Source organism: Actomonas aquatica (assembly GCF_019679435.2).
GTDB classification, from domain to species: domain Bacteria; phylum Verrucomicrobiota; class Verrucomicrobiia; order Opitutales; family Opitutaceae; genus Actomonas; species Actomonas aquatica.
The window spans coordinates 1,814,124-1,834,816 of the sequence record NZ_CP139781.1 but is presented as its reverse complement, the minus strand read 5'-3'; the positions used below and the strand labels follow the sequence as shown (position 1 = coordinate 1,834,816).

At 64.5% G+C, this 20,693-nt stretch carries 12 protein-coding genes; 5 read left to right on the top strand and 7 right to left on the bottom strand.

Annotation, left to right across the window (positions count from 1 at the left end):
- Window positions 1-102: 102 nt before the first annotated feature.
- The 6 genes from K1X11_RS07045 to K1X11_RS07020 form a co-directional block, all read right to left on the bottom strand.
- Entirely contained in the window at window positions 103-2,520 is a 2,418-nt protein-coding gene (locus tag K1X11_RS07045; RefSeq protein WP_221031026.1) for an HD family phosphohydrolase, read from the bottom strand.
- 73 nt (window positions 2,521-2,593) lie between these two features.
- Window positions 2,594-3,574: a PhoH family protein gene (locus K1X11_RS07040; protein ID WP_221031025.1), complete on the bottom strand. Its 981-nt coding sequence runs from the start codon at window positions 3,572-3,574 to the stop codon at window positions 2,594-2,596.
- Window positions 3,575-3,651: 77 nt separating this feature from the next.
- Complete coding sequence (locus K1X11_RS07035; protein ID WP_221031024.1) at window positions 3,652-4,143, bottom strand: HIT family protein; 492 nt, start codon at window positions 4,141-4,143, stop codon at window positions 3,652-3,654.
- An 88-nt stretch (window positions 4,144-4,231) separates the two neighbouring features.
- Entirely contained in the window at window positions 4,232-5,464 is a 1,233-nt protein-coding gene (locus K1X11_RS07030) for a porin (RefSeq protein ID WP_221031023.1), read from the bottom strand.
- Entirely contained in the window at window positions 5,461-6,180 is a 720-nt protein-coding gene (locus K1X11_RS07025; protein ID WP_221031022.1) for a DUF4956 domain-containing protein, read from the bottom strand. The genes K1X11_RS07030 and K1X11_RS07025 overlap by 4 nt, the downstream gene beginning before the upstream one ends.
- Before the next feature lie 48 nt (window positions 6,181-6,228).
- A complete protein-coding gene (locus K1X11_RS07020; protein WP_221031021.1) occupies window positions 6,229-6,975 on the bottom strand; it encodes a polyphosphate polymerase domain-containing protein in 747 nt (248 codons plus the stop codon).
- Between the two features lie 133 nt (window positions 6,976-7,108).
- On the opposite strand from K1X11_RS07020, the gene fabF reads away from it, so the two are divergent.
- Together fabF and K1X11_RS07010 are read left to right on the top strand one after the other, a co-directional pair.
- Window positions 7,109-8,428: a beta-ketoacyl-ACP synthase II gene (fabF, locus tag K1X11_RS07015; protein ID WP_221031020.1), complete on the top strand. Its 1,320-nt coding sequence runs from the start codon at window positions 7,109-7,111 to the stop codon at window positions 8,426-8,428.
- Window positions 8,429-8,705: 277 nt separating this feature from the next.
- Window positions 8,706-9,758 carry an exosortase/archaeosortase family protein gene (locus K1X11_RS07010; RefSeq protein ID WP_324726134.1) on the top strand — a complete coding sequence of 351 codons (1,053 nt, stop codon included), beginning with the start codon at window positions 8,706-8,708 and terminating at the stop codon, window positions 9,756-9,758.
- A gap of 815 nt (window positions 9,759-10,573) precedes the next feature.
- Here K1X11_RS07010 and K1X11_RS07005 read toward each other — a convergent pair.
- Complete coding sequence (locus K1X11_RS07005) at window positions 10,574-13,423, bottom strand: M16 family metallopeptidase (protein WP_221031019.1); 2,850 nt, start codon at window positions 13,421-13,423, stop codon at window positions 10,574-10,576.
- A gap of 88 nt (window positions 13,424-13,511) precedes the next feature.
- On the opposite strand from K1X11_RS07005, the gene K1X11_RS07000 reads away from it, so the two are divergent.
- From K1X11_RS07000 to K1X11_RS06990, 3 genes are all read left to right on the top strand, one after another.
- On the top strand, window positions 13,512-14,822 hold the full coding sequence (locus K1X11_RS07000) for a 3-deoxy-D-manno-octulosonic acid transferase (protein ID WP_221031018.1): 1,311 nt from the start codon (window positions 13,512-13,514) through the stop codon (window positions 14,820-14,822).
- 78 nt (window positions 14,823-14,900) lie between these two features.
- A complete protein-coding gene (locus K1X11_RS06995; RefSeq protein WP_221031017.1) occupies window positions 14,901-17,624 on the top strand; it encodes a DEAD/DEAH box helicase in 2,724 nt (907 codons plus the stop codon).
- A 132-nt stretch (window positions 17,625-17,756) separates the two neighbouring features.
- On the top strand, window positions 17,757-20,654 hold the full coding sequence (locus K1X11_RS06990) for a TonB-dependent receptor (RefSeq protein ID WP_221031016.1): 2,898 nt from the start codon (window positions 17,757-17,759) through the stop codon (window positions 20,652-20,654).
- Window positions 20,655-20,693: the final 39 nt, after the last annotated feature.

Below are 20,693 nucleotides of genomic sequence, written 5' to 3'. Positions count from 1 at the left end.
GTAGGATATCTGATGTCAGATGTGCGATGTGAGATGTGCCGTCAGCCTGAAAGGGGGGCGCCGGACTTGCTTCTGACATCCTACATCTGACTTCTTACATGATCAGCTTCCGGCGTTTTCGGCGGGTTTGGGTTTTTCGCCGGTGGGGTAGGCGACGCGGGAGTGGAGCATGTTGAGCAGGGTGAAGTTGAAGCTGCTCTTGATACGGGTGATCTCCGAAAAGGTAAGGGGGGATTCGTCGAGCTGGCCGTCGGCGATGTGGTCGTGGACGATTTTGTCGATGAGTTCGCCGAGACCTTGGGGCGTGACCTTGGCGAGGGAGCGCGAAGCGGCTTCGCAGGAGTCGGCGAGCAGGATGATGGCAGATTCCTTAAACTGGGGCCGCGGTCCGTCGTAGCGGTAAGTGGTTTCGCTGACGGGCACCGGTTCGAGTCCGGGCAGGGCGGGGGTGCCGGGGTCGCGCAGCGGCGGGTTGCTGTCCTCGGCTTTGGGGAACGGCGCCTGCGACTGGCCGGGCGGTTTGATGGCGCCCATCGCGCGGTAGAAGAAGTAGCGGATGAGGGAAGTGCCGTGGTGTTGGCGAATGACATTGATGACCGTGCGGGGCAGGCGGTGCTGCAGGGCAAGGTCGACGCCCTCTTTCACGTGGCTCTTGATGATGAGAGCGGAAAGGGAGGGGTTGTTGGAGTCGTGGGGGTTGATGCCCTCGCGTTGGTTTTCGGTGTAATACTCCGGCTTCACCATCTTACCGATGTCGTGGAAGAGGGCGCAGACGCGGGCGCGGAGGGCGTTGGCCCCGATGGCATCGGCGGCGTTTTCGGCCAATTGGGCGACCACGAGCGAATGGTGGTAGGTGCCGGGGGCCTCCATCTGCATGCGGCGCAGCAGGGGGTGATTGTAGTCGGTGAGCTCGAGCAGGGTGATGTCGGTGGTGCGCTTAAAGAGTGACTCGAGCAGCGGAAGGATACCGACAACGACCACGCCGGTGAGGATGCCGGTGCCGAGGCCGGCGCCCATTTGCTGCAGGACGCTGAGGGGCGGGAGGCGGTCCACGACACCGATCAACATCGCAAAGGTCGCCACGACCACACCGCCGAGCGTGGTGGCGCGCACGATGGCGCCACGTTTGCGGGTCAGGCGGGCGGAGGAGATCGCGACCATGGACGCGAGGAAAGTGAGCACGAGCAGGTCGAGACGGTTGCCGTAGATGACGCCGGTGAAAATGGAGATGAGCAGCGCCATGAAGACGGCGGAGCCGGCGTCGATGAGCAGCGCCACGATGACGGGCGCGAGGGCGGTGGGCGCGATGTAGGGCAGGAGGGCGGCGGCGCTGGTGTGTTCGACAAAGAAGGGCAGGGCGCCGAGTTCGTAGCTCACGCGCACGGCGGTGAGGTTGAGCATCACGACGAGGGCGAGCAGACCGAGACGGCTGTTGGAGCGCAGGGTCTCGATGTCTTCGAGGCGAATGTAGATCGAGCAGGCGAGCACCATGGCGAGCACGAGCAGCACGCGGCCGAAGAGCTGCAGGCCTTCGTCCATGGCGGCGGTGCCGGATTGCAGGACCTCGCGGCGATGGGCGACGAGCATCTCGTATTGCTCGGGGGTGACGCGAGTGCCGGGCTCGATGATGGTCTGGCCGCCGGTGACTTCGACGACGACGGGTTTGAGGTCGGCGATGGCCTGTTGTTGCAGCGCGCGGGTGGCCTCCTGGTCGTAGACCAAGTTGGGCGTCACGCCGTTGCGGAAGATGCGGAAGAGGGCGAGGGTGGTGGGGCGACCGATGCCTTCGGCGGCGAGGTTGATGCGCAGGAGGGTGAGGGCGTCCTCCATGGACTCGACGGCCTGATTGGAGACCTGATCGGCTTTGTTGATCTGGAAAACAGTGATGCCGCCGGCGGCGGTTTCGGCCCCGAGAGCGGTCTCGTCGTGGACGCCTTGGGCGTAGATTTCGCGGAGGACGAGCAGGGCGTTTTCGACGACGGTGAAACGTTGGGTGGCATTGCCGAGGAAGAGCAGCGCGCGGAGATCGTCGATCGTGGTGCGGTAGGGACCGGCGCGGTTGAAGTCCTGGGTGATGGTTTCGAGTTGCTCGTGGGCGGCGGGGGAAGAGGCGGCGTCGGCGGGGAAGGCCTGTTCGAAACGTTCAAAGGCTTCGAGGAGGTCTTGGATGTTGGTTTCGAACTGAGTGAGCGGCTCAAACTCGAGGCGATAAACCGGCGGGATGCGGTCACGGATCTGCTCACGCTGAACGCGGGTGAGTTCGTCGCTTTCGTAGCTGAACGGCGCATTGGCGACAATGCGGACCGGAGCGGTCTGGTTGGGCAGGACCGGCACATCGCTGGTGCGCACGCCCACGAAGCTGATGAGCACAATGGCGGCGACGGTGGCGATGAAGATGAGCGCGGCGATGACGCGGCTTTGTTCCAGAAACTGGATCAGGCCGGGAGGTGCTTCGCGTTTGCGCACGCGACGAGGCGTGTTGCCGCCGCGCAGGAGCTTCAGTTTGGGGAGCAGAGCCAAGGGAAGAGGAAGGGACGAAAAAGGAGTCGAGGTGGAAGGGCCAGTGAAACGCCGTGAAGTGCGAGCTCAGGGGTCAGACGCGGGAACCGGTCTCGGCGTTCATTGGGTTTTTGTAGCGATCGTAGGCGGCGATGATGCGCTGCACGATGGGATGGCGGACGACGTCGGCGCCGGAAAATTGGTGGAAGGCAATGCCCTCGATGCCTTGCAGAATACGTTCCACTTCGAGCAAGCCGGAGCCTTTGGAGCGCGGCAGGTCAACCTGGGTGGTGTCGCCGGTGATGATCATGCGGGAGCCTTCGCCGAGACGGGTGAGGAACATCATCATCTGTTCGGAGGTGGTGTTCTGGGCCTCGTCGAGGATGACGTAGGCGCGCGAGAGGGTGCGGCCGCGCATGTAGGCGAGGGGGGCGATCTCGATGATGCCGCGCTCGGTGAGTTTGGTGACGTCGTCGCCGGAGAGCATGTCGGCCATGGCGTCGTAGAGCGGGCGCAGGTAGGGCAGGATCTTTTCGCGCAGATCGCCGGGCAGGAAACCGAGGGCTTCGCCGGCTTCGACGGCGGGGCGGGTGAGGATGATCTTCTCAACCTCGTTGCGCAGCAGGGCGGAGACGGCGTGGGCGACGGCGAGGTAGGTTTTGCCGGTGCCGGCGGGGCCGACGCCAAAGACGACCGGGCAGTGTTGGAGGGACTGCAGGTAGAGCTTTTGGCCCAGGGTTTTGGGCACGATCGATTTGCGCTGCGTGGTGATGACGAGCGGGGCGGCGAAGAGCTCCGCCAGTTGCTCGTCCTCGCCCTGCGCCATGAGGTCGACGAAGCGGTGGAAGTCGGGCGTGTGCACGGCGACGCCTTGCGCGCGGGCTTGGTTGAGGAACTCGAAGAGCTTCTCCACGCGGCCGATGGCGGCGTCGGAGCCCTCGACCTTGAGCCATTCCTCACGGGTGGTGAGCTTGGTCTCGAGGGCCTGTTCGGCGTAGCTGAGGTTCTCGGCCCGACCGGCGTAGAGCTGGTTGAGGTGCCGAGGATTGGGAAAGTAAAGCGTCTTGGAGGCCATGGGCGGAGCACCGGACAACGGACAGGGCGCGGCGGCGAACAAGGTCGCGGGCGGCGCCGGGCGAGCGGTGCGGGCGGTCAGCGAGTCAATTCGGCGGCGGTGGCGGCGAGTTTTTCCCAGGTCGACTCGAGGGCCTGAGGCAGGGTGCGGGTTTGGCCGATGACGGGCATGAAGTTGGTGTCGCCATCCCAGCGCGGCACGATGTGGCCGTGCAGGTGGGGGATGGAGCCGCCGGCGGCGGAACCGAGATTGAAGCCCACGTTGAAGCCGTTGGGCTTGAGGGCAGTGCGGATGACTTTTTTGGCAAACGTCATGATAGCCATGAGGTCGGCGGATTCCTCGGGCGTGAGGTCCTCGATGTCGGTCACTTCGCGGAAGGGGATGGCGAGCAGGTGCCCCGGGTTGTAGGGGAAGCGATTGAGCATCAGGTAGGACAAGGTGCTGCGATGCACGATGAGCGCCGCGCGGTCATCGCCGAGCGCCGGGAGTTCGCTGAAGGGCCGCTCGGTTTTTGGAAAACGCGGCGCCTCGATGTATTCCATGCGCCAATAGGCGTGAAGCTGGTCCATAGTTGCGAAAGGCCAGTGAAGAATGTGGCCACGCGCATGTCAAAACCCGGAGTGGCCGGGGGCGAGCCTCAATAGCCGCAAGCGTTTTTCAAAAGGCGGTGCGCACAGCGACCCATTGCGTGGTCGCATCGACGGTGGAACGCACGGTGCGCAGGCGGTCGGTCTGGATGCCGCCCATGATCTTGGTGCGGCCCTTCCACGGGTGGAGATTGAGGCCCACGTAGTAGGATTCGTGGCGATCGCCGTAGCCGTTTTCGATGTTGAAGCCGGGAATGTCGTCGACGGCGCGCAGGTAGCGGGAGCCGAGGCGGATGCCTTCGGATTCGGTGCTGCGTTGCCATTGGCCGCGGGCGACGAGTTGGAGCAGGTCCTGTTTGAGCCACAGCCAGGGCATGACGACGTAGCCGGAGAAATCGCCTTGGCGGCGGGCGCGGCGATTGCCGTGGCGCGGTCCGCCGTTGTCGCCGAGCGCACCGTAGAGCGCGGCGCCGAAGCGGTCGCGTTCGTAGGCGACGGACAAGGTGCCGGCGGAGGCGTAACCGAGCACGGCATCGTCGCCGCCGTTGCCGTTGTTGTCGGCCTGCACCCAGTCGGTCGCGACCGTCCAGCGTTTGGTGGGTTTCCAAGTGAGGCGGCTGTAGAGGAAACCGTCGCCCTCAAAGGAGGCGAGGCCGTCGGAAGGCGTGGTGCTGAAGTAACCGAGATCCAGTTCGAAGTCGCCTTTCTCCGCGCTCACCAACACGCCGGTGGGGCGTTCGTTTTCGCCGCCGAGGTAGTCGGCGAGGGCGCTGCGTTCGACCGTGAGGATGTCGGTGGAGGACTGGTCGCGCTCGTAGCCGATACCGACTTTTTGGCGGCCGATTTTGACGTCGAAGTCATCCACCCAGTTCCATTCCAAGGCGCTCTCCAGATCGACGCTGATCCAGGCATTGGAGAGTTTTTGATAGCCGAAGCCGGTGTGATCGGCGCGGCCGCGGAAACGGTTATCATCGACGAGGTCGGCGCCGATCTCGGCGGAGGCGAAGTGGAGGAGGTCGAGTTGGGCTTCGACGCGAAAGCGGCGGTATTCGTCGAACTCGTGCGTGAACTCGCGCTCGCTGGCGTCGTTGCCCTCAACGCGGGCGGCCTGGTAGTGGGCGCGGCCGGCGAGACGCAGGCGTTGGAGCACGCGGTTGGTATCGCTCTCGTAGAGATCAATGGTGCCGTCGGTAAGGTCTTCCCAATAGGTTTTGGGAGCTTTCTCTTTGGCGTCGGCCGAGGTGCAGGTGCCCAGCAGGGCGAGGCCGATGCTGGAGAAAAGGATCGCGCGACGGAGGCTCATGTATCGAAGGCCTGACCGGTGGGCACGATGACCACGCGGTTGTTGCCGCAGCTCTGTTGCAGGGCTTCGACGAAGCTCGCGAGTTGGTTCTCTTCGCGGAGTTGGATGCCGTAGCGCAGCTCGGTGAGCATGCCGGCCTGCACACTGGCGACGCGCAGCAGCTGGTGTTTGACGGTGAAGCGGTCGAGCACCGGGTTGATTTCGGCGGCGAAGTCGTTGTCGCTGTCGACGCGCACGGAGAGGAGGTGGGAGGCGCGCTCCGGCGCGAAGGCGTCGATGCGCGTCAGGATCCAGATGGCGGCACTCACGATCAAAGTGATCAGCAGGGCCGTCCCGTAAAAACGCGCGCCCACGACCATGCCGATGGACATGGCGAAAAAGACAAAACCCACGTCGCGGGCCTGGGGCAGTTCGCGACGGAAGCGGATGACGGAGAAGGCGGCGAACATGCCGAAGGCGATGGCGCCATTGCCGCTTACCACCATGATGAGGATGGTCGTCACCATTCCGATGATGACGAGCGCCTGCACGAAGTCCTGCGAGTAGCGGGTGCCGCGGTAGGTGGAGCGATAGACGCGGGCGATGACGAGGTTGAGCGCCAGACTCAGCAACATCGCCAATACCACCTCGCCAGCGGAGGGCAGGGAGAGGTCGAGGAACCTCTCCATAAACTGCAACAGCGAGTCAGGGTGGGGGATGTCATTGGATGTCTCCATGAAAGGGGGCGATGAACAACGCGGCGATTCGCGGACGCAAGGGCGGCTTCAGCCGACCAGTTGGGTGGAAGGGTTCAGGTGTTGAAGCGCGCGGGCGTATTTGCTGGTGCCGCGCGGCACGAGACGGTGTTGCGCGACGAGGGAACGAAACCAGTAGGGCACGGCGCCGGCGGTTTTTACCTCCATGATGGTTTCACCAGGGCCGAAGAGCGGGCGCGGCGTGGGGGGCAGATCGCCGGCGAGTTCGGCGAGCGGTTGCCAACGCAGCTGGCTGTCGAAGGTCACGCGCAGTCGCCCGGTGCGACCGGCGTCGTAGGCGTGGCGGTGAAACCAGATGCGCACGACGGGATGGTTGAAACCTTTGGCGAGCAACTCCTCCAACTCGGCGCGCGCCCGCCACTGGGAGCGGGGCTGGGAGTCGTCCTCGTCGATCGGCGGGAGGACGAGCGGCGCGGCTGGGTCGCGCTCGTCGAGAAACGCGGCGGGCACCGGAATGCGGCGTTTGACCGTATCATCGAGGAGCTTGTGTTTGATTTCGATAAAGGCGGCCGGCTGGCGGTGGGCTTTGCTCGATAAATAGGTGCGGGTGCGAATGCGCCGGCGGTTGGGATGGCCTACTAATTTTTGCCAGTAGGTAAGCCGCTCCGCGTTATCAAAGTAGTCCGAGACGATGTCATAGCCGCCGGGTGAGCCTTGGTCAGCGGGGAGGTGTTCGGCGATCTGAGCGCGCACGCTCTCCGCCAAGTCGGCGGGGAGGAGGAACTTATACTCTTCGCGGCTCTGGGATGCGTCCATCGGCGATGCGGCAGTTACAATGTTAACAGGCTTTTAACGATCAAGTTCCCTTCGACAATCGAGACCGCTAAAACCACCACTTCAAAGGTGACAAATCTGCGACGCTGGCTCACGGGTGTCTGTTTTGCGCGCAATGAAAGTCATTCAATCACAACGCCGTGTAGTTATAACCGGTCTCGGAGCGGTCACGCCGCTGGGCCTCAACGCCGCCGATACCTGGGCGGGTTTGGCCGCGGGCAAGTCGGGTATCGGCCCGATCACCCGCTTTGATGCCACCGATTGTGCGGCCAAGATCGCGGGTGAGGTGAAGGACTTCGATGCGACCGCTGCGTTGGCGAATCCGTTGCACCCTTACGGTGCGGAGGGTCCGGCGTTGGAAGCCGTGTTCACGCGCAAGGACGCCAAAAAGTTTGGTCGCTTCACCCACTTGGGCGCGACGGCGGCGGTGGAGGCGTATGCCGATTCCGGTCTCGATGCGCATCGCGGCTCGTTCAAGGCCGAACGCATGGGCGTGAACCTGGGTGTCGGCCTCGGCGGTTTGCCGGAAATCGAAGCGACCCAGGAGACCTGGCGGACGGGCGGCTTCCGGAAGATCTCGCCGTTCTTTATTATCCAAATCGCGCCGAACCTGCTCTCCGGTCAGGTGAGTCTATTGCTCAATGCCAAAGGCCCCAACATGGCGGTGGCCTCGGCCTGCGCGACCTCGGGTCACGCGGTGGGCGAAGCGGCGGCGGCGATCGCGCGCGGTGACGCCGATGTGATGGTGGCCGGTGGCGCGGAATCGACCGTGACGCCGCTGGCGGTGGGCGCCTTTGCGCAGATGCGCGCGCTCTCGACCCGCAACGACGACCCGACCCGTGCCTCGCGGCCCTATGATGCGAATCGCGACGGCTTCGTGCTGTCGGAGGGGGCGGTGGTGTTTGTGCTCGAAGAATACGAGCAGGCCAAAGCGCGCGGCGCGCGGATTTATGCCGAGGTGAGTGGTTACGGTGCTTCGGCCGATGCCTACCACCTGTCGTCGCTGGCTCCGGGCGGCGAAGGCTCCCAACGCTCGATGCGCGCGGCACTCGACTCGGCCGGTGTAGGCCCGGAGGCGATCGATTTTGTGGCCGCGCACGCGACCTCCACTCCGGGTGGCGACGGCGAAGAAGCCGCGGCCATTGCGAGCGTGTTTGCGACGCAACTGGACTCGCTGAACGTGAGTGCGGTGAAGTCGATGACGGGTCACCTGCTCGGCGCGGCCGGCTCGATGGGTGCGTTTACGGCGATCAAGGCGATCGAGACCGGCATCATTTCGCCGTCGATCAACATCGAGACGCTCGATGGGGCGGTGGAGGCGACGGGCCTCAACGTGACCCCGAACGTCGCGGTGCAAAAGACGGTGCGTGGCGCGCTGGCCAACAGCTTCGGCTTCGGCGGCACCAACGCCTCGCTCGTCTTCCAGGCGATCTGAGCGGACCGACCGCGAGAGCGGCCGAACCGACGATTTGACGGTTCACCGAACCGACCCACCGCTAAATTCGCCCACCCCCCACCCGCACCGGTAGCCGTGAGCCACTTGTCACGTAATACGTGACAAGTGGAGCGGGAGGCCGGCGGGCGGACTGTCACGTATTACGTGACAAGTGGAACGGCGGGGCGGGGGGCGTGAGGTGGGGGCTCTCGCAAAGTGACGTCGTTTTGGACTGGCCCGGGCAGGACGGCGTGACCAACGTCCGCGCTTTCCCCCTGTGAAGTTGTATTGGAAACAAGCGGTTGAGCTGCTCACCCTTCCCCTGCTGCTGGCGATGTTGCTGGCGGTCGGGTTCATGGGCTTCGTGGTGTGGGATCATTCCCACTGGTGGGCGAATCGCGAAGATTACGGCTTCGGTTGGCTTGTGCCGGCGTTTGTGGCGTTTGTGGTCTATGATCGCTGGGCCAAGATCACCGTGGAGGTGCAGGCCTGTGCCGCGACGGAGAGTCCGCGCGTGGCGGGCTGGCGTAAGTGGTTTATGAATACGCTGGTGGGCTCTGCGATGCTGTGCGGCGCGCTGATGTTTTTGCTCGGCGCGTTTTATCGGGCGGGCGCGGGGCCGTCACATCCGGGATCGTTGGCGCTGTCGCTGGGCACGGGTGCGATCGTGCTCACGCTGCTGTTTGTGAATGCGCCGGAGACGACGCATGCCCGACCGGCCACGGGTTTTCTGGATGATCCGCGCGTGCGATTGGCGGGACTGTTTTTGTTTCCGGCGCTGGTGTGGCTGGTGTCGGCGCCGATGGTGTCGGTGATCGAGAATCAGCTCAGCCTGTTCCTGCTGCACAAGGTTACGACGGTGGTGTTTTTCACCTTTGATGTGTTGGGATTGCCGCTGCAGCAGGAAGGCAATGTGTTGGTCCTGCCGCCGTTGGCGGATGGGGAGCCGAATCGTGTGGGCGTGGAGCAGGCCTGCTCGGGCATTCGTTCGCTCACGGCGTGTTTGTTTGCCGGATCGTTCCTGTCGGCGGTCTTCCTCGACAAGCTGTGGAAGAAGGTCGCGCTGGTCGCGGCGGCGATGTGCTTTGCGTTTCTGACGAACCTGATCCGTTCGCTGTTCCTGACCGGCTGGGCTTACCGCTACGGGCACCGCGCCATCGAAGGCACGGTGCATGATGTGGCGGGGTATTCGGTGCTGGGCCTGACGGTAGTCGGTCTGTTGTGCCTGCTGCCGCTCTTCCAGATTCAGTGGGCGGTTGGGGACGAGGAAGACGAGGACGGAGACGGGGATGTGGATGGCGATGGCGACGGCGAGCGGGCCGGGGCGTGAGCGTTCGGTGGTGGGGCGACTGAGAGGCAGGCGGGAGCGGCCGAGACGGCCGCTGCTACACTCGGACGGGAGGTGTAGCCGCGGGCGTGTCGCCCGCGTTCGTTGGCCGGGCGTAGTGCCGGCTTCAGCCGGCATTGGTGGCGGAGGGGCAGGGCGCAGCGGCAGCTGAAGCAGCCGCTACGAACCGAGAGGCAGGAGAGCGGCCGAGACGGCCGCTGCTACACTCGGACGGGAGGTGTAGCTGCGGGCGTGTCGCCCGCGTTCGTTGGTCGGGCGTAGTGCCGGCTTCAGCCGGCATTAGTGGCGGAGGGGCAGGGCGAAGCGGCAGCTGAAGCAGCCGCTACAAGCCGAGAGGCAGGTGGGAGCGGCCGAGACGGCCGCTGCTACACTCGGACGGGAGGTGTAGCCACGGGCGTGTCGCTCGCGTTCGTTGGCCGGGCGTAGTGCCGGCTTCAGCCGGCATTAGTGGCTGAGGGGCAGGTGGGAGCGGCCGAGACGGCCGCTGCTACACTCGGACGGGAGATGTAGCCGCGGGCGTGTCGCCCGCGTTCGTTGGTCGGGCGGAGTGCCGGCTTCAGCCGGCATTGGTGGCGGAGGGGCAGGGCGAAGCGGCAGCTGAAGCAGCCGCTACGAGCCGAGAGGCAGGAGAGCGGCCGAGACGGCCGCTGCTACACTCGGACGGGAGATGTAGCCGCGGGCGTGTCGCCCGCGTTCGTTGGTCGGGCGGAGTGCCGGCTTCAGCCGGCATTGGTGACGGAGGGGCAGGAGAGCGGCCGAGACGGCCGCTGCTACATTTAGTGAGACGGCGACGGTCTTTATTTTTCCGGGAGGGAGATGACTTGGAAGGCTTGGTCGTCGTGGAGGTATTTTGCGGCGAGGGCGCTGATCTCTTCGACGGTGATGGACTCGTTGTCGCTGTAGCGGGAACGCGCCCAGTCGAGGCGTTGCGGGAACTCTTGGCAGGACGCTAGCACGGCGCCGAGCCAGTAACCGTTGGTCCGGGCGCTTTCCTTGAGGCCAGTGAGAATGGGCAGCACGGCGCGTTCGAGTTCATCGGCGTTGGTGCCGTTTTCGGCGAGGTCGTCGGCGAGGTCGCGGGTGACTTGAGCGAGGTTCTGGGCCTCGGCGGGGTCGACCACGATGGAGGCGCTGAGCGAACCGTAGCCCGGGAAGGTGTCGCTGGTGGAGCTGCCGGCGTTGGGGCTGTAGGAGCCGCCAAGCTCTTCACGAATCTTCAGGCGAAGACGGTCGCCGAGCACGTTGGCGAGCACGCGCAGACGACGGTCGACCTGCACGTCCATGCCGTCGGTGGTCGGCCAGAAGAGGGCGATGATGCCCTTCGGAATTTCGGTCGGCACGGCGTAGTCGCGCGTGAACGGTTCGTCGGGGAAGGACACTTCGCGGCGCTCGGCGTAGTGCGGCTTCGGACCGCGGGTCGCCAGGGCGCCAAAGGTCTGGGCAACGGCTTCGATCGTGGCGTCGACGTCGAGGTCGCCCACGATGCCGATCTCGATGGAGCCTTGGGCAAATTCCGACATGAGCCAGGAGCGGGCTTCGGTGAGGTTGCGCTGATCGAGCACCTCCTGGGGGGGCAGGCCGAAGCGCGAATCCCCGTTGGCGAGCAGACGCGGCACTTCGGTTTGGAGCGGGCCCTGCGGGTTGTGGGCGAGCTGCGTGTAATATTGCGCGATGGCTTTGCGCATCTGGCGATCGGCCTCGGGACGGAAACCCGGATCGACGAGGTAGGCGGCGGCGAGTTGGAGTTGAAGCAGCAAGTCGTCGGGGGTGGTGCCGCCGGAAAGGACAAAGGCGTCGCTCTGGACGCCGAAGCCTACGCCGACGTTTTTGCCGGCGAGGATACGGCGGAGGTCGTCGGCTGAGTGCTTGCCGAGGCCGCCGAGGGTGAAGGTGTTGGAGGTGTAAACGCCGAGGCCGGGTTGATCGATCGGTTCGGAGAGTTGGCCGGTGCCGACGCGGATGCTCATGCTGATGCTTTGAGCGGAGAAGTCGGTCTTCTTGACGTTGAGGCGCACGCGGTTGGCGAACTCGACGAGGGTGAGGTCGAGGTCTTCGACGTATTCGCGGGAGTAGACTTCGCCGGAGGGGCCAAAGTCGGTGTAGGCGAAGGCGGCTTCTTCGATCTCGGGCGGCGCTTCGACTGGGGCGGCTTGGGCGGCGGCAAAGAGCTCGCGAACTTTGCCCTCGGGGGCGTCGGTTTGTTCGGTGCCGGTGTTGCCGATGACGGTGACGTAGCGGTGATCAACGTTCCAGAGTTCGCGGAAGGCGGCGTTGCAGGCCTCGATGCTCACCATGTCGAGGGCAGGCATGAAGAGGTCGTAATTGGTCTGCGGGGTGGTGAAGACATTGTCGTCGGCCACGGCGGAGAGGATGCTCATGGCGAGTCCGCTGGAGCGGCGGGTGGGGGCGCGGCGCACGGATTGTTCGAGGCCGTTGCGCATGCCGGCGATGACCTCGCGCAGTTCCGGTTCCTGGAAACCGTATTGGAGGGCGCGGCGGAGTTCGTTTTCGGCCACAGTGAGCGCGGCCGGCCATTGGTCGGGCAGGGTGCGCAGCTCGATGGAGGCGGAATCGGCCACCTTATAGAAAGAACCGGCGGAGGCGCTGCCGCTGGAGAAGGGGGCACCCTCTTGTTTGGCCAGTTCGGAAAGGCGGCGGTTGAGCATGGCGAGGGCGAGATCGCGCGGCAGGTCCTGGATGCGGGTGGCGGCGGTGTCGGGCTCCTCGGTGTAGGGCGTGGAGATTTGGATGCCCACGGTGACGTTGCCGGCCTCGGGTTCGTGATGGTAGAGGACTTTCACGCCATCGGCGTCGGGCGCGGTGTCGGCGGGCGGATCGAGGCGGGCGGGGCCGCGGGCGGTGAGGTCGCTGAACTGCTCGGTGATGAGGCGTTCGACGAGATCAATATCGAAGTCGCCGACGGCGACGACGGTCATGCGGTCAGGGCGATACCAGGTGTCGTAGTAGTCGGCGAATTCGGCGCGGGGGGCGGAGGAGAGCACATCGGCCTCGCCGATGGGGAGGCGGTTGGCGATGCGGGTGTCGCCGTAGAAGAAGTTGAGTTCGGCGAGGAAGGAGCGCCACTGGACGGAGTCGCGGGTGCGTTTTTCGGAGAGGATGATGCCGCGTTCCTTTTCGATTTCCTCATCGAGGAGCAGCATGCCGCCGGCGTAGTCGCGGAAGACGAGCAGGCCCTCGTTGAGGTGTTGTTCGGTGGAATCGGGCAGGTCGATCATGTAGACCGTGCGGTCGAAGCTGGTGAAGGCATTGGTGTCGGCGCCGAAGTTCATGCCCATGCGTTGGAAGAACTCGATGAGGGTGCCGGGCGGGTAGTGCTCACTGCCGTTGAAGGCCATGTGCTCGAGGAAATGGGCGAGACCGAGCTGGTCCTCGGTTTCCTGCAGCGAGCCGGTTTCCACGAGCAGGCGCAGGGCGGTGCGCTCGCGGGGTTCGGTGTTGGGCATGAGCGCGTAACGCAGGCCGTTGGGGAGTTTGCCGTAGCGAACGGATTCGTCGGCCGGCAGGTCGCTCTCTTCGTGGGTGAAATCGGCCGCGCGAGCGGTGGCACAGAGGCCGAGCAGCAGGCCGGCGACGACGGCGAAGAGGGTGGGGAGGCGACGTCGGAAACGCGGGGAGGCAGGAATCATGGTGACGCAAACCATGCGCGCTTATGGGGAAACGCCAAATAATGTTTTGAGGGGGGCGGGCTTTTTCGATTCCTCAGACCCTTTGCCGATGGCGCTGTGGTTCTACCGATTGGTCTTTCTGCCCGTGATGCTCGTCCTGGCGCCATATTACCTGTGGCGCATGCGGCGGCGCGGCGGCTATGGGGATGGCTTTGGGCAACGTTTTGGCGCGGTGCCGAGTGGCTTGCCGGCGAAGTCGGCGAGCGGCAAACGCCGCGTCTGGCTGCAGGCGGTGAGTGTGGGCGAGTTGCTGGCGATCGGTCCGCTACTGCGGCGGCTGGCGGCGCTGCCCGATGTGGAGGTGTATCTCACCACCACGACGAGCACGGGTTACCGGCTGGCGCGGGAGCGATATGCGGCGGAGACGGTGGCGGTGGCTTATTTCCCGATGGATTTTTGGCCCTTCGTGGCGCGCGCCTGGCGGCAGGTGGAGGCCGATGTGTTGGTGCTCACGGAAGGGGAGCGCTGGCCGGAGCACATGCATCAGGCGGCGCGTCGTGGGGTGCCGGTGCTCTCGATCAACGCGCGTCTGAGTGATCGCAGCTATCGGCGTATGCGTAAGGTGCGGGCGTTGGTGCCGGGGCTGATGGGCAACGTGACGCAGCTCCTGGCGGTGTCGGCCGAGGACGCGCGGCGCTTTATAGAGCTCGGTTTTGCAGCGGAGCGGGTGAGGGTGACCGGCAACCTGAAAGTCGACAACGCGATCACGGAGATCGACGCGGCGGCGCGATTGGCACTGCGGCAGGAGCTCGGGTTCGCCGCGGCCGATACGATTTTACTGGGTTCTTCGACCTGGCCGGGAGAGGAGGCGGTCCTGGTGGAGGCGTGGCAAAAAGCGCGCGCGGCCGGCCTGGGGACCGAAGACGGTGGAGTGCTCCGGCTCCTGCTGGTGCCGCGGCACGCCGAGCGTCGGGCAGAGGTGGAGGCCTTGGTGGCAGCGACGGGCCAGCGTTATCACCTGCGGTCGCGTGGCGTCGCGCCTAGTGAGGTGGACATCGCGGTGGCGGATACGACGGGGGAGTTGCAGCGCCTGACGCAGCTGGCCGACCTGGTGGTCGTGGGCAAGAGCCTGCCGCCGCACACCGAAGGCCAAACCCCGGTCGAAGCGGCCGGATTGGGGCGACCGATTCTCTTCGGACCGGGCATGGGCAGCTTCCGCGCCATCGCACAGGATTTGGTGCAAGTGGGGGCCGCGCAGCGCTTGGCAGATGCGGCCGAAGTCGCGCCGGCGGTGAGTAAACTCCTGCAGGATAAGGCGGCCCGAAAACGGATGGGTGGAGCCGGTCGGGCGTGGCATGTGGCCAACCGCGGTGCCTTGGACCGCACGGTCGAGGCCATTCGATTGCACTTAGGTCTCTAGATGAGAGCTATTTGCACGATTTAGGTGATTTACGTTGCCGGGGGGGGGCTCCCCCCTACGGTTTTCCTTTTTCTCTGGATGCAATCGCACGGTCCCAAGCGCGTCTACACCCCGCAGTCCCTGGAATTTTGGTTCGAAAAGCTCGCCGACGAGTGGGAGCCCCATTTTTCAACGCCGCAGTTGGAAGATGGTCATCGCCTTTATCGAGAGGGTGAGGTGCGTGAACTGGAGTTGACCGATCACGATGCGATCGTGCACCGGCGGGTGGACAAGAAGGACGAATACGCGGTCATCGAGTGGGCCAACGGCAAACTCTCGGTGCGCTCGTCCTCGACGGATTTGGATAACGCGCGGGCGCTGGCGGTGGCGGGCCTGCACGAGATCGAAGAGTTGGTGGCCGATGAGATTTCGCCCCTGCCGACCGAAGAACCCGAGCCGGAGCCCGAAGCGGTGGCGGTCAGTTCCAATGGTCACAGCAACGGTTCCTCCAACGGCAACGGTCGCAGCAACGGGCACGGCACGGCGACATTTGGGCGGGGCATGGCCGCCGCCAGTGGCGGGGCGGCTCGCACCACGCGTTCGCCTTGGTCGGCCACGCAAAAGACCTCCTCTCATCGCATCGGCGGTGCCTCGGGGGCGCGGGTTTCGTCGCGCACCCTGGTGCTGGTCTTTAAAACCAAAGTCGGCGGGCTCAGCTTCCGCGCCTTTTGGCAGACCAAAGACAAAGAGCGGACTCAGGCGCTGGGGACCGCGGCCCACGCCGACGGGCAGGCGCATGTCACGTCCGGCGAGCGCGCCAAGTTGATCGGTCTGGCGGCCTACGCGCGCAAGGCGCACTTCCAATATGACAGCGAGAGTGGGGTCTACCTGCTCGAGAACGTCATGGAGATCCCCAATTTCCTGAAGGGCACGCTCAGCTCCTGGCGCCGTCTCTTCAACATCGAGCTCGATAACAACGCGGCCAACCTGATCCAAGGCACCAAGACGATCCAGATCGAGGCGGTCGCTGGTCGCAAGGATGTCGCGGGGGGCGAAAACGGGGCAGGGGGGCGCGATTCGGCCGCCCCGGCGCTCGACTTGCGCTGGATCTTCAAGGCCGGTGAGCAGTTGCTGACCGATCAGGAAGTGCGCTCGCTGCTGCGGCGCGGGACCTCGCCGGTGATTTTGCCCAGCGTGGGCATCGTGGAGCTGCCGACGGAGCAGCTGCAGGCGATCGAGGCCTGGCGCAAAAATGTCTCCGACACGCATATGGCCGACGCACTGTCGCCGTATCTGGTGTTTTCCCTGTTCAACGACTCGCGCTTCAAACTCACGGTCACGCCGGAGTTGGAGGAATGGCGCGAGGGTGTGCTGAAGCCTCAGCCGGTGGACGCGGCGTTGCCGGAGTTGCTGCGTCCCTACCAGCGGCGCGGGGTCGAGTGGCTGCATCACCTCGCCGATGTGGGGTGCCACGGTCTGCTGGCCGACGAGATGGGTCTGGGCAAAACGCTGCAGGTCATCTCGCTGCTCAAGGCCCGTCCGATCACCGCGAAGCCGCACCTCATCGTCTGCCCGGCCTCGGTCGTGCCGGTGTGGCGCGAGGAGATCGAGCGCTTCTTCCCGGAGTTGACCACCAACGTGCTCAAAACGGGCAACGACTTCGTGGAAAACACGGCGCCGATCATCTGGTTGGCCAGCTACACGCAGCTGCGCAAACACCGCGAGCTCCTGCCCAAGGTGGAGTTTGGTTACGCGGTGCTCGACGAGGGGCAGTTCATCAAGAACCCCGACGCCAAGGTCACGCAAACGACCTTCGCCGTGCGCGCGCAACACCGCGTCGTCCTGACGGGAACGCCGCTGGAAAACCGCCAGCTGGATCTGTGGTCGATCTTCCGCTTCCTGCTGCCGGGGCTGCTCGGTTCGCGCTCCAGTTTCGAATCTCAGCTCAATGTCGACCGTGTCGGCACGTTGGAGCGCCTGCGGGCGCAGCTGGCGCCGTTCATCCTGCGTCGCACCAAGAGTGAAGTGGCCAAGGAGCTGCCGCCGAAGGTGGAGATGGACCTGCACTGCCCGATGAGCGACGTGCAGCGGGCCGAATACGCCCGTATCTGTTCCGAAGGCCTGCAGCGGCTCGGCGACGACGTGGGCGAGGCGATGCGGGAGAAGTCGTTCGGCTTCCTCGCGCTGCTCACGCGCCTGCGCCAGGTGTGTTGCGACCCGGACATGTTGCCGTGGCGCAAATCGCCGCTGGAGGACTCGGGCAAGATCGGGCTGCTGGTCGACAAGTTGGCCGAGATCATCGAGAGCGGTCACAAGGTCGTGATTTTTTCGCAGTTTGTCATGCTGCTCGACCGCGTGAAGGAGGCGTTGGCGCTCCATTACCCGGATTTGCCGCAGTATGAACTCACCGGCATGACCCTCGACCGCCAAAAGCCCGTGCAGGACTTTCAGGGAGGCGAAGGCGCGGCGGCCATGTTGGTCTCGCTCAAGGCGGCTGGCACCGGTATCACGCTGCACGCGGCCGATTATGTGTTCCTGCTCGACCCGTGGTGGAACCCCGCGGTGGAGGCGCAGGCGGTCGATCGGGTGCATCGCATCGGCCAGACCAACACCGTTTTTGTGTATCGCATGGTCACGGCCGGCACGATCGAGGAACGCATCCAGGACCTGAAGGATTCCAAGAAGGAGCTCTTCGACCGCATCGTGGGTGGACTAGGGGGCGACTTCGACCTGAGCCAGCACTTCACCTCATTGCAGGACCTGGTGACCCTCACGCAGGCAGCGACCGAGAAGGACAGCGAGAACGCCGACAACGGTAACTGATTGGCCACAATTGCGTGACGCTGTCACGTGAGCGTCACGTAGGTTACGGCGACTTGTCGGCCGGGTAACATGTTGGTGGCGGCCTTTCATTCGGTTTGAGTAGGAGGCTCGCCTCATGGCGGTGTCGGTCGCATGTCACGCATCCCGCGTCGTTTGGGCGCCCGATACATCCTTCGTTCTTTCGCCGCCCTCGCCGGGGCGCTGGTCTTGGTTGCCGCCGCGCATGCCCAATCGGGCGCGACTGGTGCTGTGTCCGGTCGAGTGATCGACGAAGGCACCGGGTTCGGGGTGTCCTGGACCGAGGTGACCGTCGTCGAAACCGGCGCTGTTGCCACCACCGATCTCGCGGGTGCTTACGTGCTCTCCGATCTGCCGGTGGGCACCTACACGCTGTCGGTCATCAAAGAGGGTTACCAAGCGGCCAACATCACGGACCTGAGCATCAGTGCGGGCGAAACCCTGCGTCTCGACATTCCGTTGGCGGCGATGGGCAGCGACGTGGTGAAGATGGAGGCGTTCACCGTCTCCGCCGACGTGGTGCAATCCTCCGATATCGGTCTGCTCGTGGCGCGCCAGAAGGCGGCCACCATCAGCGACGCCATCGGCAGCGATCAGTTTTCCCGCCTTGGGGCCGGCGATGCCGCCGAAGCGCTCAGCAAGGTGACCGGCGCGTCCGTCGTGGACGGCAAATACGTGCTCATCCGCGGTCTCGGTGACCGTTACTCCAACACCCTCATGAACGGCGTCTCGGTGCCCAGCGCCGACCCCGACAAACGTGCGGTGCAGATGGACCAGTTTCCGACCGACATCATCGAAAGCGTCGTCACCACCAAGTCGTTCACGCCCGATCAACCGGGGGCGTTTTCCGGCGGTAGCGTCAACCTGAAGACCAAGTCGTTCCCCGACCATTTCTTCTTCACCGCTTCCATCGCCTCGGGCGGCAATAGCAACGTTTACGACGAGCAGATTCTCGCCTCGCAGGGCAACATGGGCCGGGTGCCGGATGGCTTGCCGGAAACCTTCCCGAATCGCGTTTCTGCCGAGATTCAAGCCGACTTGTTTGGCAACTTTGAGCCGGCCGAGCAGCTCGATGCGGCGACGAAGCTTTTCACTACTCCGTTTTATCCCTACGAGCGTCGCGGTCAGCCGACGACGAGCCTCAGCGTAGCCGCCGGTAACAGCTTCGAGTTCGGTGACCAAGGCCTCTTCGGCATCACCGGCAGCTTCAACAAGAGCCGCTCCTACAGCCATTACGACGACGGCGTGATCGGCCGCTTCACCGGCACGCCCGACAACGTCGTGCTGCGTTATCTGCTCACTTCCGACGCGGATCTGCTCTCCTTCGATCCGACCCTCGCGCCGGCGGGAACGCCCCAGTTTGGCGTGACCTCGAGCACGATTTCGGATGCCCAGGGTGGCCTCATCAAGCTGGCGGTGCGCCCGACGATCGATCACGAGGTCAGCCTCGATTTGGTCTACAACGAGAGCGTGGATGACACCGTCAAGCGCGGTGTCGGCGAGGAGGTCTTCAACTACGGCGGCGCGATCTACGAAATCTACGATCTGCTCCGGACCGAGCGCTCCGTCGCCTCGGCGCAGTTGCAGGGCAAGAGCCTCTTCATGGGCCTCGGCGAAACCGAGATTGAGTGGCGCCTCTCGCAGTCCGAGAGCACGCAGGACCAGCCCGACTACCGCACCCTCAACGCCCTCTACGACCTCGACGGCAATCCGGTCAACGCCACCGGCGTGCAGCCCGACCGTTACTTCCGCGAGCTCACTGAGGAGGCGACCGAAGGCGGCATCGACATCACCGTGCCGTTGCACTTCGGCGGTTACGAGTCGCGCCTCAAGTTCGGTGGCATGGCCTCGAGCAACGAGCGCGATTACGACGAACAGCGCTTCCAATACTTTCGCTCCGCCCGCACCCGCGACGCCGTCGAAGCGTTCCCGGGGGCAGTCGGCATCATCGACCGCGACGCCAATGGCGTGACCTTCGGCAACACGATTTCGCGTCAGCAGGAGCCCAACAAATACATCGGCGAACAAGACATCAGCGCGGTGTATGCGATGCTCGATTACCAGATCAGCGAGCGCTGGCGCAGCGTCTTCGGCGCGCGTTACGAGAGCACCGAGATCGTGACCACGCCGGTGGAGGTGCCGGGCCTGACGCCGAAGACCGGCATCGTCGATGACGACAATTTCCTCCCCGCGATCAATTTCGTGTGGGCGCAGACCAAACGCATGAACTGGCGCGCCGCCTACGGCCGCACCATCGCGCGTCCGACCTACAAGGAACTCTCCGACATCCGTTACGCCGACGTGTTCACCGGCGACGTTTACCTCGGCAACGCCGACCTCGAACTCACCGTCATCGATAATTTTGACCTGCGTTGGGAGTGGTTCCCGGGCAAGGGCGAGACCGTCGCGGTGAGCGCCTTCTACAAGGACATGAGCCAGCCGATCGAGGTGCTTTACCAGCCGGCGGTGGGTTCGATCCAACCGCAGAATGTGGAGAAGGGCACGGTCTATGGCATCGAGTTCGAGTTCCGTCGTGACCTGTCCTTCCTCGGCGAAGCTTTCCGCCGCTGGTCGCTGGGCGGTAACCTCACCTTCATCGAATCCGAGGTGACGATCCCGGAGGCGGAGATGTCCATCCTGCGCGCCTACGACCCCAACGCCGCCGACAAGCGCGAGCTGCTCGGCCAGTCGCCTTACGTGTTTAACGCCGACATCAATTACTCCCGCGAGGAGTCCGGCACCTCCGCGACGCTGTCCTACAACGTCGTGGGCGAGCGTCTCGATCTGGTCGTGTTTGGCCCGATGCCGGACGTCTACGAACAGCCGGCCCCGGACCTCAATTTTGTGCTGAGCCAACGCCTCGGCACCCGCTGGAAGCTCAAACTCAGCGCCAAGAATCTCCTCGATTCCGACAAGGAGAAACTGATCGGGCTACCCGACCGTGACCTCATCTACAGCCGCTACCAATCCGGTCGCAGCTTCTCCCTTTCGCTCAGCTACCTCTTCGAGTGAGCCGGGCTTTCCCATCCCTCTCTGTGTTCCACACACCAC

Coding starts and splice junctions, on each gene's coding strand:
- K1X11_RS06990 (WP_221031016.1), top strand. CDS start 17,757: ATGTCACGCATCCCGCGTCGTTTGGGCGCCCGATACATCCTTCGTTCT.
- K1X11_RS07020 (WP_221031021.1), bottom strand. CDS start 6,975: ATGGACGCATCCCAGAGCCGCGAAGAGTATAAGTTCCTCCTCCCCGCC.
- K1X11_RS06995 (WP_221031017.1), top strand. CDS start 14,901: ATGCAATCGCACGGTCCCAAGCGCGTCTACACCCCGCAGTCCCTGGAA.
- K1X11_RS07030 (WP_221031023.1), bottom strand. CDS start 5,464: ATGAGCCTCCGTCGCGCGATCCTTTTCTCCAGCATCGGCCTCGCCCTG.
- K1X11_RS07005 (WP_221031019.1), bottom strand. CDS start 13,423: ATGATTCCTGCCTCCCCGCGTTTCCGACGTCGCCTCCCCACCCTCTTC.
- K1X11_RS07035 (WP_221031024.1), bottom strand. CDS start 4,143: ATGGACCAGCTTCACGCCTATTGGCGCATGGAATACATCGAGGCGCCG.
- K1X11_RS07040 (WP_221031025.1), bottom strand. CDS start 3,574: ATGGCCTCCAAGACGCTTTACTTTCCCAATCCTCGGCACCTCAACCAG.
- K1X11_RS07025 (WP_221031022.1), bottom strand. CDS start 6,180: ATGGAGACATCCAATGACATCCCCCACCCTGACTCGCTGTTGCAGTTT.
- K1X11_RS07000 (WP_221031018.1), top strand. CDS start 13,512: ATGGCGCTGTGGTTCTACCGATTGGTCTTTCTGCCCGTGATGCTCGTC.
- fabF (WP_221031020.1), top strand. CDS start 7,109: ATGAAAGTCATTCAATCACAACGCCGTGTAGTTATAACCGGTCTCGGA.